The organism is Sphingomonas sp. BT-65 (assembly GCF_026107375.2).
Taxonomy (GTDB): Bacteria; Pseudomonadota; Alphaproteobacteria; order Sphingomonadales; family Sphingomonadaceae; genus Sphingomonas.
The window spans coordinates 1-13,204 of the sequence record NZ_JAPCIA010000004.1; the positions used below are offsets into that span (position 1 = coordinate 1).

A 13,204-nucleotide genomic window follows, 5' to 3' on the forward strand; every position below is an offset into this window, starting at 1 on the left:
CGCTCCCCCACCCGGCCACCCATTAGGATACTTTCGTGGGTGGCCGGGTGGGGGAGCGGGCTGGTGCCGCGATTCAGCGCAGCTGAATCTTGATCTGAGCCGCCGTCAGGCCAGCGCCTCGAACCGGAAATTGGTGAAGCGCGCCTCGCCCTCGCCCGCCGAATAGAGACCGGGACGCAGCATCAGGAAGCCGCCGCGGACATTGTGGTGGTAGCCCGACACCTCCATGCCGCGGTCGAACCGGAGCCAGGTCTTCCCGCCGTCGCTCGACGTGTCATAGGTCACGATGTGGCGGTCGTTGGTGACGCGCATGCGCATTTTCCGCCCGTGCGGGTTGGCCGGGCGGCCGCGCTCGATGCCGTATTGATGCGTGACGAAGCGCTTCTCGTCGAAGCCGAGGCCGCAATAAAGTCTTTCGTCGTAGAACAGGATCAGGCCGGCGACGCCGCCGGGCGCAATCTCGATATCGCATTCGAAGCGGTAGGCCGGGTCGCCCGCGATCAGCAGCAGGGGCGAGGAAGTGGACGGCGCCGCGCCGCGCGCCTTGAGCACCAGCGAGCCGTTCTCGACGCGGGCGCGCGAGCGCTCGTCGGCGGCGGGCTTGAAGAAATTCCACTTGGTGCCGAGCGCGAGGCTGCTGAAGTCGTCCGACAGCGCCATGCCGTGCGGCCCGGCCTTCTCGCCGCCTTTGGGCTTGGCGATCGGCTGCGAGAGATCGCCGCCCTTCATGCGGAACCAGCCGTCGGCGGTCCATTCCACGGGATCGAGCAGGGTCTGGCGGCCGAGCGTCCAATAGCCGTTCTCGAAGCCATGATAGACCGCCCACCAGCCGCCATCGGGCCCTTCGACCAGCGTGGCATGGCCGCGCGACCACCATTTCTCGTTGGCCGAGCGCGTGCGCACCAGCGGGTTGCGCGGGCAATTCTCCCACGGGCCGTTGATCGACTTCGAGCGCGCGGCGATCACCATATGCCCGGTCGGCGGACCCGCGGTGCCGCCGACCGCGGTGATCATGTAGAACCAGCCATTGTGGCGAGTGATCTTGGGGCCCTCCGGCGCGAAGCCTTCGACGATCCAGTCGCTGGGGTAGCGCCAGGGATCATAGACATGCTCGGGCTCGCCGGCGCGGCTGAGGCCATCGTCCGACAGCCGCACCCGGTCGCCGCCCGACAGGAACAGCCAGCGCGACCCGTCCTCGCCCACCGCATGGCCGGGATCGATATGGTTGGGGAGCTTCAGGTCGATCGGCTCGCTCCACGGCCCCTCGATCCTGTCGGCCCAGATCACCCAGTTGGTCGTCGGGTTCTTGGTCGGGATGTAGAGATAATAGCGGCCCTTGTGCTTGCACAGCTCGGGCGCCCAGACCGAGCCGATATTCTGCGTCAGCGCCGCGCTGATCGGGCGCCAGTTGATCAGGTCGCGCGAGTGCCAGATGACCAGCCCCGGATAGGATTCGAAGGTCGAGAAGGTCATGTAATAGTCCTTCCCGTCCTTGAGGATCGTCGGATCGGGATGGTCGCCCGCCATCAGCGGGTTGAGGAAGCGCCCGTCGCCGAGATCGGGGATGCGCTGGTTGTCGAAGCCGCGCTTCCAGTCCGACGCGGGGTTCTTCGCGGCGGTCTGCGCGCTAGCGGCGCCCGGGGTCAGAATCGTGCTGCCGCCCGCGAGCGCGGCGCTCATGATGTCGCGTCGATTCAGATGCATCCCGTGATCCTAGGTGAGTTGAGCGTCAGACGAGGAGACCCTTGGCCCAGCCGGCGAACAGCTCGGGCCAGATAGCGACCGGCTTGCCGGCGGTGTTGCGCAGACCGAAGCCATGGCCGCCCTGGGCGAAGAGATGAGTCTCGACCGGAATGTTCTTCGCGCGCAGCGCGGCGCGGAACAGCAGCGCGTTCTCGACCGGGACCGAGGCATCATCCTCGGCATGGACCAGGAACACCGGCGGCGCGTCGGCGGGGACGTTGAGATGCGGCGAATGCGCGCGTTCGAGCGCGGGACTGGCGTCCTTGCCGATCAGCAGCTCGCGCGAGCCGGCATGCGCGACGGGGGCGGTCATGCTGATCACGGGATAGATGGGCGCGGCCGCCGCGGGGCGCGCCGTCAGACGGTCGGCGGCATCGACGGGATCATAGGCGCGCGCGGCGAAACGGGTGAGCAGGTCGGCGCAGAGATGCCCGCCCGCGGAAAAGCCCATCGCGGCGATGCGCTCGGGATCGATGCCATCGTCGCGCGCGCGGTGGCGGATCAGCCGCATCGCGCGCTGCGCGTCGGACAGCGCGACGTCGGGCCCGGCCGCCCAGCCGTCCCCGGGCAAGCGGTAGAACAGCACGAACACGGTATAGCCGCGCGCCGACAGCCAGCGGCCGAGCTCGTTGCCCTCCTTGTCGACGACGACCCAGCGATAGCCGCCGCCGGGCATGACCATCACCGCGGCGCCATTGGGCTTCTCGGGACGGAACACGGTGAGGCGCGGGCGAGTGATGCCCTGCACCGAGCGGTCGTGGAACGCCGGATCCTTGCTGCGCTCGTTGACGATCTCGACCGGCGGCTTGGCCGGCATGCCTGGCGCGCCGTCCGGCCATAGCTCGATCGTCTCGGCCGGATCGGATTGCCGCGCCGGCCCCGGCGTTCCGGTGGCCGGCGCGGCGGTCTGGCCGAAGGCGGCGGAGGCGAGCACCGCCCCGCCGCCCGCGGCCGCAAGAAAAGCACGGCGGCCGGGCCGAAGAAGGCCATCCTCGTTCCGGTCCGCCATGCTCCCCCTCTCGGTCACATCTTCACGCGCGCGCCGAACAGGATGGTCCGGCCGAAATGGTTGTTCTCGTAATTGCGGCGCGCATCGACATCCACCCAGCGCTCACGATACGCGTCGGTCAGGTTGGTGCCCTCGATCGACAGTTCGAGATAGTCGGTCAGCTTGTAGCGGATCGAGGCGTCGACATTGGTGATCGCCTCATAGCCCTCGAAAATGTTGCCGGTGGCCGAGCCCGCGTCGTTGAAGGGGTCGCGCCGCGTGACCGAGGCGCGCGCGCTGAACTTGCTGTCCTCATAGTAAAGCGTGGCGTTGAACTGCTTCTTGGAGACGCCGTAGAGCGTGTCCTCGCGCACCACGTTGGGCAGCCCGCCGCCGGGCACGGTGGCTGGGCCCTGCTGCGTGTAGGAGGCGGTCGACTCGACGAAGGTCGCGTTCACGATGCCGCCGAAGTTCGAGAGGAAGCCTGGCAGGAAGCGGAACGGCGCCTGCAGCGCGATCTCCGCGCCCTTGAGCGTCGCGCCCGTGCCATTGCCCTGCGTCTGGATCGTCCAGATCGGCTGCGCCTGCAGCGCCGGATTGAGCGCGGCGGGCGACGAGGGAACGAGCACCGAGGGCGACAGGCCGGTCTCGGTGAAGGTGCCCGTACGCGTGATCGCGATCGGGAAGCTCGCCACGTCCTTCTTGAACAGCGCGACCGAGAAGATCGACTGCGGCGCGAAATACCATTCCACCGCCAGGTCGAAATTGGTCGCGCGAAACGGTTCGAGGAACGGATTGCCGCTGGTCACGCGGAAGTTGAAGCCGTCGGCCGATCCGCCCGGGGTTAGATTGCCCAGCGAGGGACGCGTCATGACCTTGGCGATCGCACCGCGGATGATGATGTCCTTGGTCGGATAGAGCGCCAGGTTGAACGAGGGCAGCCAGTCCTCATAGTCGCGCTCGACGGTCACGACGACGTTGCTGTTGATGCCGTAGGACGACTGGTCGGTCTTCACATAGCGGATGCCCGCGTTGAGGGCGTATTCGAGCCCGAACACGGCGCCCTTGGCATCGAACTGCAGATAGGCGCCCTTGGTCTCCTCCCGCACGCCGCGATTGTTGCCCACGTCGAGCCGTGCGGTGCGGCCGTAGAGATTGGTGAAGGCGGTGGCCGCGTCGAGGTTCGGGATCAGCCACTGCGTCGTGGTCCCGCTGGGCGCATCCGCGCCGCGCAGGGTAAACAAATCCGACAGCGCGTCCGTTACCGGGAAGCCGTAGACGGCGGTCGGCCCGAACAGCGAGCTCGGCGAGCAGGTGATCGTGCCGAGCACCAGGTCGACGCCGCCATTGCCGCACACCGCGGTGTCGCGAGTGAAGGCGGTGATGTCATAGTCGTAGCGCCGCCAGACCCCGCCGAGCTTGACCGTGAAACCCTCGGTCACGTCCCATTCGGTGCGCAATTGCGCGGTGCGGAACTGGTTTACCACGTCCGACGGGCGGTCGCGGATCTCGGCAAGCTGGAAGTTCGCCGGGTCGGTGACGCTGGTACCGAAGGTCAGCGTCGGGAAGGCTGCGTTGCGATAGTCGTAGCTGTAGCCTTGTGCGTCGCGATCGTCGAACACGATCGTCGTCTCGACCGGCACCGCCGCGTCGGACTTGGAATAGCCGCCGAGCAGCGTGAAGCGGAATTTGTCGGTGACGTCCTGATCCCAGCTGCCGCCGATCTGATAGAATTCGGTCTCGGTCTTCTTGAAGAAGTGCTCGGTACGCACCCAGGCGTCGTTGAGCGTCGCCGCGATCATATTGCCATGGTCGTCATAGACCGGGTTGACGACATTGATCGAGCGCTCGTTCGAGCGCAGCAACACCTCGCCCCATTTCTCGCGGCGGTCGGCCTTGAACTTGGAATAGAGGCCGTCGAGCGAGATACGCGTCGCCTCCGAGGGCGACCATTGCAGGCTGCCGGTGAGACCGAGCCGCTCGCGATAATGCGTCACCTCGCCGTAGCGCGGAATGCGCGGGTGAAACGCCAGCGCGGCCTGGTCGCACGCCGCGACGCGGCCATTGGTATAGACGCCGCCCGAATTGGGCACGCCGATGCCGCTGGTGGCGGTGGTCGTCCAGCACGGCACCCCGTTGACCGAATCGAAGCGCGCCTGCGCCCAGCGGACGGTGTTGTTGCCGATCTCCTTGGTGCGCGTCTTCTGATAAGCCGCCGAGATCGAGGCCCCGAGCGTGCCGTCGGGCGACTTCCAGGCGAGCAGGCCGGCGACGCGCGGCCCCCAGGTATCGGACAGGTCGTTGTAGCTGCCCTGCGCCGAGGCGGCGAAGGTGATCCCTTCCTTGCCCTTGAGCGGATTGCCCGTGTTGAGATCGACCACCGCGCCGAGCGAACCCTCGTCGAGGTCCGCGGAGGCGGTCTTGTGGACGACGATCGAGCTGAACAGCTCCGAGGCGAAGACGTTGAAGTCGAACGCGCGGTCGCGGTTCGATGCGGCGCCGTCATGGCTGGTGGTGATCGTCTCGAGCCCGTTGACGCGGACGCGGGTGAATTGCGCGCCAAGGCCGCGCACGGTGATCGCGCGGCCCTCGCCGCCGTCGCGCTGGATCGCGATGCCGGGGATGCGCTGGAGCGATTCGGCGAGGTTCTGGTCGGGGAACTTGGCGATGTCCTCGGCGACGATCGCGTCGACCGCGGCAACCGACTCGCGCTTCACGTTGAGCGCGGCGTCGAGCGAGGCGCGGAAGCCGGAGACGACGATCTCCTCGGGCTCCTCGGTCGCCGGCTCCGCAGGCTGGGTCTCCTGCGCCTGGGCGGCGGTAGCGATAACAAAGGCGGATGCGGCGGCAAGCAGCCGGGCCGGGCGGCGATGAAGGACTCGCATTCGAACTTCCCCTCTCAATCGGCGTCAATGACACCGGTGGCTTCTTCGCTTGCTGCTCTTCGGCAGCACGCGAAATGACGTCGGGAGGGGTGCCTGTGCCGCGATTCGCGGCGGAATCAGCGCGATCCTCCCGTTTTCGCCGCGTTGTCGCGGTCTCACACCGGCAATTTTCTTCTTGAGAAACCGGTGTCATTGACACATTGTTCGCTTCAGCCGCCCGTGTCAAGAAGGCGCGCCTGGAAGAACTGGGTTATGGGTTTGCCGCCCTGACGGCAGCGAGAGAGGATATCGGGATGCGCGTGATTCTGCTGTTGCTGGGCGCGATTCTGCTCGGAGCCGCCATGCCGCAGCCACCTGCCGTGCTGATCTTCAGCCACACCACCGGGTTCCGCCACGCCTCGATCGAGCCGGCGGTCGCCGCCCTCACCAGCGCAGCCAAGGCCAAAGGCTATGCCGTCACGGCGAGCGAGGATCCGGCGCTGTTCGACGATGCCGCGACGCTCAAACGCTTCCAGGCGATCGTGCTGGTGAGCACGACGACCAAGCCCAACGAGCCTGCGAGCGAATGGCTCACCGGCGGGCGGCGCGAGGCGCTTCGGGCGTTCGTGCGCGGCGGCGGCGGGATCGTCGGCATCCATGGCGCCACGGATTCGCACTATGGCTGGGACTGGTACGGCCGGATGATCGGCGCCCGCTTCGCGCGGCATCCTTCGGGCACGCCCAAGGGTGCGGTCACCCGCGCCGAACTCGATCATCCCGCGATCCGTGGACTGCCGGCGACGTTCGAGCTGGTCGACGAATGGTATTGGTTCGACGATCTCGACCCGCGGCTGCGTCCGCTGCTGCTGCTCGATCCGGCCTCGATCGGCGAGAAGGGCGCGAACCCGCGCCCGCTCGCCTGGGCGCATGACTTCGAAGGCGGGCGCGTGTTCTACACCGCGCTCGGCCACACGCCGGAGGCATGGTCCGACCCCCGCGTCGTCGGTCATGTGATGGGCGGGCTCGACTGGACGATCGGGCGCGGCGCGCGGGCGATGGTGGTGGTCGACGAAGCCGCCAAGCGCGCCGAGGAACCGCCGCCGCACGGCAAGATCGGCATGAGCACCGCCTGGCGCATCACCGACGGCGTGCCCGGCCGCATGATGGAGTATCGCAAGCGCTCGCTCCATCCCGGCGCCGCGATCGGCGTGCATCCGATCGCGCATGACGAAGTCTATGCCGTGGTCTCGGGCGAGGGCGAGGTGGTGTCCGACGGGGTCACCGCCAGGCTCAAGCCGGGCATGACCGCCTATCTCTACACCGGTGCTGAGGTCGGCATCCGCCAGACCGGTACCGCGCCGCTCGTCCTCATCATCAGCTATCCGCTCGAGAAGGTTCCCCAGAAATGATCGCACGCCGTACCCTGCTCGCCGCCTCCGCCACGCTTGCGCTGACGCCGGGGGTGGCGCTGGGGCAGAGCGTGTCGAAGGTCGAGGTGACGGCGGCGATGAAGCGGGCGACGCGCTTCATGGTCGAGAAGCTCGCATATCGTGGCGGCTATGTGTGGTCGTATCTGCCGGACCGCTCGCGCATCTGGGGCGAGCTCGAGGCGTACAAGACGATGGTGTGGGTGCAGCCGCCGGGCACCGCGACGATGGGGCACCTCTATCTCGACGCCTATCACGCGACGGGCGACGAATATTATTACCAGGCCGCGGCGCAGGCGGCCGGGGCGCTGATCGCGGGGCAGTTGCCGCAGGGCGGGTGGAACTATTTCATCGATTTCGGCGGGCCGGAATCGACCAAGCGCTGGTACGAGACGATCGGGCGCAACGCGTGGCGCATGGAGGAATTCCAGCATCATTGGGGCAACGCCACCTTCGACGACGGCGGCACCGGCGAGGCGATCCGCTTCCTCATCCGCATCTATGTCGAGAAACGCGAGAAGCGCTTCAAGCCCGGGCTCGACAAGGCGATCGACTTCATCTTCGCGAGCCAGCTGGAGAATGGCGGCTGGCCGCAGCGCTGGCCGCGCGTCGCCGATGGCGGGCTGCACGGCAAGCCCGACTATACCGGCCTCATCACCTTCAACGACGGGGTGATCCACGACAATATCGACGTGCTGCTGACCTATCACCAGGCGATCGGCGATCCGCGCATCCCGCCCGCGATCCGGCGCGGCATGGACATCTATCTCTCGACCCAGCAGCCCGCGCCGCAGGCCGGCTGGGGGCTGCAGCACACGATGGACTTGAAGCCCGCGGGCGCGCGCAGCTATGAGCCCAAGGCGCTGGTCACGCACACCACGGCGTCGAACATCGAGCAGTTGATGACCTTCTATCGCCTGACCGGCGATGACAGATATCTGGCGCCAGTCCCCGCCGCGCTCGACTGGCTGGAGAGCGTGCGGCTGCCGGCGGACAGCCAAGTCGGCGGGCGGCAATTCCCCACCTTTGTCGAGATCGGCACCAACAGGCCGCTCTTCGTCCATCGCCGCGGATCGAATGTCGTGAACGGCGAATATTATGCAGATTACGACCCGGCGCACACGATCGGCCACTACAATGCCCGTCGCGGGATCGACACCGCCAAGCTTCGCCGCGAGTACGAGAAGCTGAAGGCGATGCCGGGCAAGGCCGCGGCGAAGGATTCACCGCTGCTCAAGGGCCGCCAGCCGCTCAAGAAATACTGGATGGCCGAGGTCGAGCCGGGATCGGACATGAACGCGACCAAGGGCGGCAAGGACGCGAAGTCGCTGGTCGGCTCGCTCAATGCCGAGGGCTGGTGGCCGACGCAGCTGCGGGCGATGAGCCATCCCTATAGCGGTCCGGGCTCGAAGACCGTCGCGCGCGGCGACTTCCGCTCGACCCATGTCGGCGACGTGACCGATACCTCGCCCTTCGACATGGAGAACGGGCCAGTCGGTATCTCGACGGGCACCTATATAGATCATATGATCACACTTATTAAGGCGCTTCAGACATGAGCTAGGACAGGAGGTGGCATGACGCGGCGGTCGGTGTGCGTATCGTTGCTGGCGCTGGCCGGCGCAGTTCCAGCCCAGGCGGCCACTTCTGATCCCTGGTATGTCCGCGAGGACTTCAAGCCCGTCCGCCGAATCGCCATCCGCATCGCCAACGATCTCGATCAACCGCGCAAGGCGACGCCGGTGGTCATCACCCCGGCGCAGATTCCCGAGCTTGCGGGGATGCACGAGCTGACCGTGACGTTGGTCGATCCCGCCGGCACGCCCCGCCCGGTGCCGACCAGGGAGCAGCTCGCGGTGATGGGGCCGCACGGCATCCGCCAGGAGACCAACGGCCGCCAGCTCGACCTGCAGATGGACGATCTCGACAAGGACGGCGTGTGGGACGAGCTGTTCTTCCAGGCTGACCTGAAGCCGCGCGAAACACGCACCTATTATCTCTATCTCGGCTTCCACCAGCGCGGCTGGAACCCGCACGGCGCGGCGGCGGCGATCGGCAGCTATTCGCGGCACATGGTGCCCTTCTGGGAATCGGGCAATGTCGGGTGGAAATTGTGGTTCCCCGACAGCGCCGACGTGTACGGCAAGCGCAGGAACATCATCGTCGCGCCGCAGATCCTGACCCAGAACTGGGACGGCTATGCCGTGTCGTACATCGACCCGGCCTATGGCTCGGACATCATGTCGGTGGACGACAGCTTCGGCGGCGGCGGGATCGGGCTGTTCGAGACGCCGGGCAGCGACCATGTCTCGCGCCCGCGTTTCTCGCCCAACGCCGACGCGGCCGAGCGGTGGAACACCAACCAGCTCAAGGACACGCGCTACGCGTTCGACGTGATCGTCAACGGCCCGCTCCGCTCGATGGTACGGATCAAGACGATGAACTGGAACACGGGCAAGGGCCGCTATGCGCTCGAGCAGGTCTACACGGCTTACGCCAACCACAATTACGCGACGGCGAAGGTGCAGTTCCACCAGTGGGAGCCGGGAAGCAACGGCGTGCAGTTCGCCGCGGGCATCCGCAAGAAGGCGGGCGAGACGCTCGGCCTGCGCCAGGGCGGGGTCGTGGTGACCACCGCGCCCGAGGCGATCCGCAACCCCGACGACACGGACTCGACCCAGAACGCGCTCAAGGTCGCCTATGCCGGTTCGGCGCTGGTAGTGAAGGACAGCTATCGCGCCCGCCACGTCGCGGTCGCGCAGCAGCAGGGCAACGAGGTGTTCCGCTTCCCCGAGCGCGCCGACGGCAAGTACGAGTATATGCTCGCCGCCGGCTGGAGCGAGGGCGAGGTGCTCAAGACCGCCGCCGAGTTCCGCGACTATGTGGTGGGCGTGGCGAAGGAGTATAACTCGCCCGCGCGGCTCGCCGGGTTCGAGGTCGAAACGCGAGAGTAGGACGCGCACGTGAAAGCGCCGGATGGCAAGGCCACCCGGCGCTTCCATGGCGATACCGTCAGATTACTTGCTCACGCCCTTTGCGGCCTTGTCGATGATCGCGGCGACGGCGGCGGGCTTGGAGACGTAGAGCGCGTGGCTGGCGGCGACCTCTTCGACCTTGGCGCCGGCGCGGGCAGCCATCTGGCGCTGGGCGGCAGGCGGGATCATCCTGTCCTCACTCGCCACCAGATACCAGCTCGGCTTCACCCGCCATGCCGGATTAGTGACCTTGCCGTCGAGCGCGGCGACGCCCCAGGGCACCTGCGAGTCCGCCATGAACGCCGCGAGATCGGGGCGGACGTCGGCGGCGAAGGACGCTGCGAACTTCACGCTGTCGAGGAACAGGAAGCCGTCCTTGGGCGGCAGGATCGGCGGCACCGGCGCGCCCGGCGGGGGGTTGGCGATCAGGCTCGACACCGACTCGCCCTTGTCCGGCGCGAAGGCGGCGATGTAGACCACGCCGGCGACCTTGGGGTCGGTGCCCGCCTCGGACGCGACGACGCCGCCATAGCTGTGGCCGACCAGGATCACCTTGCCCTCGGCGGCGGCGATCGCGCGCTTGGTGACCGCGACGTCGTCCTCGAGCGAGAGCGTCGGGTTCTGGACGATCGTCACCTTGTAGCCGTCCTTCTTGAGGATGTTGTAGACGTCCATCCAGCCCGAGCCGTCGACGAAGCCGCCATGGACGAGGACCACCGACTTGACCGGCTCGCCGGTCTTTTCCTGAGCGATGGCGGGGGCCGTACCGAGGGCGAGCGAGGCAGCGGCGGCGAGAAGCTTGTTCGACTTGTTCATGATCAGTCTCCTTCCTATGTTTGCCGCGATATCATTTATCGCGATAACATTTAGCTACCCTATGCCCCGTGGCCCTGTCCAGCATAAAATTATCGCGATAGGTATTTTTGTGATAAACACCTGATTCGAAAGTGAGGATTCCATGCCGCAGACCACCAGCGAACCCCTGCCGCTCGACGCTCAGCTGTGCTTTTCGCTCTATTCGACCACGATCGCGATCAACCGGCTCTACAAGCCGATGCTCGATTCGCTCGGCGTGACCTATCCGCAATATCTCGTACTGAGCACGCTGTGGGAGAAGGACGGCCAGACCATCTCCGCGATCGCCGACCGGCTCGCGCTGGAGCCGAGCACCATCACCCCGCTGATGAAGCGGCTCGAGGCTGCGGGCTTCGTGTCGCGCCAGCGCAACCCGCAGGACGAACGCCAGGTGCAGGTCTTCCTCACCGCCAAGGGCAAGGGGCTGCGGCGCGAGGCCGCCTGCCTCACCGACGCGCTGCTGGAAAACTCGGGATTGAAGGTGGAGGAACTGATTGCGCTCAACGATCAGGTCCAGCGGCTGCGCGGCGCGCTCACCCAGGGCTGAGGCTCAGGTCCCCGGCTGGACGTAGGGCACCCGCGCGAACAACTCGCGCTGCCACTTGCGCGGATCGTCGACCACGCGGCTCTTCGCATCGAACAGCATCGTCTGGCGCCGGGGCAGCGTGTGCCTCGGCCATGCCGGCACGCCCGTGCCATTGGGATCGCCCTTCGCCGCGAGGTTGACGAACGCGCGCATCATCGTGGCGGAAGCCGCCCGCGCTTCCGGGCCGGTGCCGGAGACGGTCCCCTCCGCGCCGATCGTGCCGAAGACGAGCGGGATGTCGTGCGTATGCGCCGCGCCGCGCTCGGGCGCGACCGGCGAGGCGAAGTCGAGCTGATAGACCCAGGCCGGGACGCCGGCCCTGGCGCGCTCCTCCGCCTCGATCACCTGGCCGCGCCAGCTTCGGCCGGCGGTGGTCGCGGCGTAGAACACCTCCGTCGGGGTCCAGGCCGGGAATTGCCTGCGATACTCGGCGATCACCCATTCGGGGTGGGCGTCGATGCGGAGGCGCGGGGCGATGCGCTCGGCGAGGTTGGACCAATCGAGCGTGCGCACCAGCTCCGATTTGGGGTCGTCGAAGGCGCGGGTCTCGTCGCGGGTATTGCCGAGGATCAGCGGGATCGAGTTGCCCAGCGGGTTGGCATCGGGCCAGAAGGGATGGCGCGTCAGCCACTTCATGTCGAGCACCGGGCCCATATAGACCCCGCCGCCGAGGATCGGGTCCTCGGCGCGCAGCCCGTCGATCAGCTTCTCGACCGGCATGTCGGTGAGGTCGCCGGGCTTCACCTTGAGCCGGTCGAGCAGCGCCTGCGCGCGGCGCGTGGCGTTCAAGGGGCCGCTCGCGGTGACCTGCTGGCCGGACATGGTCGCGGCGCGGTGGAACAGGCCCTTGGCCGCGGGCATGCCCATCAGCGTCGCGATCTTGGCGCCGCCGCCCGACTGGCCGAACAGCATGACGCGGGAGGGATCGCCGCCGAAGCCCGCGATATTGTCGCGCACCCATTGCAGCGCGAGGATCAGGTCGAGTTGGCCGTTATTGCCGCTGTCGGGGAAGCGCGGATCGAGCCGCGCCAGATAGAGATAGCCGAGCGCGTTGAGGCGGTGATTGACGGTGACGACGACCACATCGCCCTTCCCGGCGAGCGTCGCCCCGAGCACCTGCGGCTCGATCACGCTGCCGTTCGAGTAAGCGCCGCCATGGAAATAGACCATCACCGGGCGGCGCGCGTTTGCGTTCGCCTCGGGCGTCCAGACGTTGAGGAACAGGCAGTCCTCGCGCTGGCTGACCGCGCGGCCGGTCTGCGGGCAGCTCGCGGCGAACTCGGTGGCGGTCAGCGTGTCGCGTGCGATCTCGGGTGCCGTCGCCGGACGGAAGCGCGCGCGGCTGGTGTCGTTGCCGTAGCGGATGCCGAGAAAGGCGTGGGTCCCGCCGTCGCGCTTGCCCCGCCAGCGGCCCGCCTTGCCGGTGGCGATCGGGTCGGACTGGGCGAACGCGGCGGCGGGTAGGGCGGTCAGCGCCGCGCTTGCCCCCAGCAGCGTCCGCCGGTCCATCACCGCCGGACGTCCAGTCCGCCTTGGAGGAAGGCGTCGATGTCCGCTTGTGAGAACAGGCTCGCGTCGCCTGGGAGGGAGTGTTTGAGGCAGGTGAGCGCGAGGCCCGAGGCGACCGTCGCCTCGAGATCCTGCCCGGAGAGCACGCCGTGGAGGATGCCGGCGGCATAGGCGTCGCCGCCGCCGATGCGGTCGATGATCCCGGCGACCACCACCTCCTGGGTCTGGTAGCCGCGTTCGGGCGTGTCGATGCGCGC

At 67.4% G+C, this 13,204-nt stretch carries 9 protein-coding genes and 2 pseudogenes; 5 read left to right on the top strand and 6 right to left on the bottom strand.

Annotated elements, in window-relative coordinates; genetic code table 11:
- Positions 1-105: 105 nt before the first annotated feature.
- Genes OK349_RS19440 through OK349_RS19450 form a run of 3 tightly spaced genes read right to left on the bottom strand, consistent with a single transcriptional unit; the run spans position 106 to position 5,616 of the window.
- A complete protein-coding gene (locus OK349_RS19440; protein WP_265119584.1) occupies positions 106-1,704 on the bottom strand; it encodes a family 43 glycosylhydrolase in 1,599 nt (532 codons plus the stop codon).
- A gap of 25 nt (positions 1,705-1,729) precedes the next feature.
- Entirely contained in the window at positions 1,730-2,752 is a 1,023-nt protein-coding gene (locus OK349_RS19445) for an alpha/beta hydrolase (protein WP_265119585.1), read from the bottom strand.
- A gap of 14 nt (positions 2,753-2,766) precedes the next feature.
- Positions 2,767-5,616: a TonB-dependent receptor gene (locus tag OK349_RS19450; RefSeq protein ID WP_265119586.1), complete on the bottom strand. Its 2,850-nt coding sequence runs from the start codon at positions 5,614-5,616 to the stop codon at positions 2,767-2,769.
- Between the two features lie 341 nt (positions 5,617-5,957).
- Here OK349_RS19450 and OK349_RS19455 point away from each other — a divergent pair.
- The 4 genes and pseudogenes from OK349_RS19455 to OK349_RS19470 all read left to right on the top strand — a co-directional run.
- A pseudogene (locus tag OK349_RS19455) lies at positions 5,958-6,617 on the top strand (ThuA domain-containing protein); the annotation flags it as partial.
- A complete protein-coding gene (locus OK349_RS19460; protein WP_372340592.1) occupies positions 6,609-7,004 on the top strand; it encodes a cupin domain-containing protein in 396 nt (131 codons plus the stop codon). The pseudogene OK349_RS19455 and the gene OK349_RS19460, both read left to right, overlap by 9 nt.
- Positions 7,001-8,581, top strand: coding sequence for a pectate lyase (locus OK349_RS19465; protein ID WP_265119587.1), 1,581 nt, complete (start codon positions 7,001-7,003; stop codon positions 8,579-8,581). Before OK349_RS19460 ends, OK349_RS19465 begins: the two co-directional genes overlap by 4 nt.
- 18 nt (positions 8,582-8,599) lie before the next feature.
- On the top strand, positions 8,600-9,976 hold the full coding sequence (locus tag OK349_RS19470) for a DUF4861 domain-containing protein (protein WP_265119588.1): 1,377 nt from the start codon (positions 8,600-8,602) through the stop codon (positions 9,974-9,976).
- A gap of 63 nt (positions 9,977-10,039) precedes the next feature.
- On the opposite strand, the gene OK349_RS19475 is transcribed toward OK349_RS19470, so the two are convergent.
- Positions 10,040-10,813, bottom strand: a complete 774-nt coding sequence (locus tag OK349_RS19475; RefSeq protein WP_265119589.1) for an alpha/beta hydrolase — start codon at positions 10,811-10,813, stop codon at positions 10,040-10,042.
- 142 nt (positions 10,814-10,955) lie between these two features.
- On the opposite strand from OK349_RS19475, the gene OK349_RS19480 reads away from it, so the two are divergent.
- Positions 10,956-11,399: a MarR family winged helix-turn-helix transcriptional regulator gene (locus OK349_RS19480; protein ID WP_265119590.1), complete on the top strand. Its 444-nt coding sequence runs from the start codon at positions 10,956-10,958 to the stop codon at positions 11,397-11,399.
- A gap of 3 nt (positions 11,400-11,402) precedes the next feature.
- Here OK349_RS19480 and OK349_RS19485 read toward each other — a convergent pair whose 3' ends face one another.
- Together OK349_RS19485 and OK349_RS19490 are read right to left on the bottom strand one after the other, a co-directional pair.
- A complete protein-coding gene (locus OK349_RS19485; protein WP_265119591.1) occupies positions 11,403-12,947 on the bottom strand; it encodes a carboxylesterase/lipase family protein in 1,545 nt (514 codons plus the stop codon).
- Positions 12,947-13,204, bottom strand: a pseudogene (locus OK349_RS19490) (sugar kinase); the annotation flags it as partial. The gene OK349_RS19485 and the pseudogene OK349_RS19490, both read right to left, overlap by 1 nt.

Bases quoted from the DNA above. Each gene is read 5' to 3' on its own strand.
- OK349_RS19440 (WP_265119584.1), bottom strand. From the start codon at position 1,704: ATGCATCTGAATCGACGCGACATCATGAGCGCCGCGCTCGCGGGCGGC.
- OK349_RS19445 (WP_265119585.1), bottom strand. From the start codon at position 2,752: ATGGCGGACCGGAACGAGGATGGCCTTCTTCGGCCCGGCCGCCGTGCT.
- OK349_RS19450 (WP_265119586.1), bottom strand. From the start codon at position 5,616: ATGCGAGTCCTTCATCGCCGCCCGGCCCGGCTGCTTGCCGCCGCATCC.
- OK349_RS19460 (WP_372340592.1), top strand. From the start codon at position 6,609: ATGGGCGGGCTCGACTGGACGATCGGGCGCGGCGCGCGGGCGATGGTG.
- OK349_RS19465 (WP_265119587.1), top strand. From the start codon at position 7,001: ATGATCGCACGCCGTACCCTGCTCGCCGCCTCCGCCACGCTTGCGCTG.
- OK349_RS19470 (WP_265119588.1), top strand. From the start codon at position 8,600: ATGACGCGGCGGTCGGTGTGCGTATCGTTGCTGGCGCTGGCCGGCGCA.
- OK349_RS19475 (WP_265119589.1), bottom strand. From the start codon at position 10,813: ATGAACAAGTCGAACAAGCTTCTCGCCGCCGCTGCCTCGCTCGCCCTC.
- OK349_RS19480 (WP_265119590.1), top strand. From the start codon at position 10,956: ATGCCGCAGACCACCAGCGAACCCCTGCCGCTCGACGCTCAGCTGTGC.
- OK349_RS19485 (WP_265119591.1), bottom strand. From the start codon at position 12,947: ATGGACCGGCGGACGCTGCTGGGGGCAAGCGCGGCGCTGACCGCCCTA.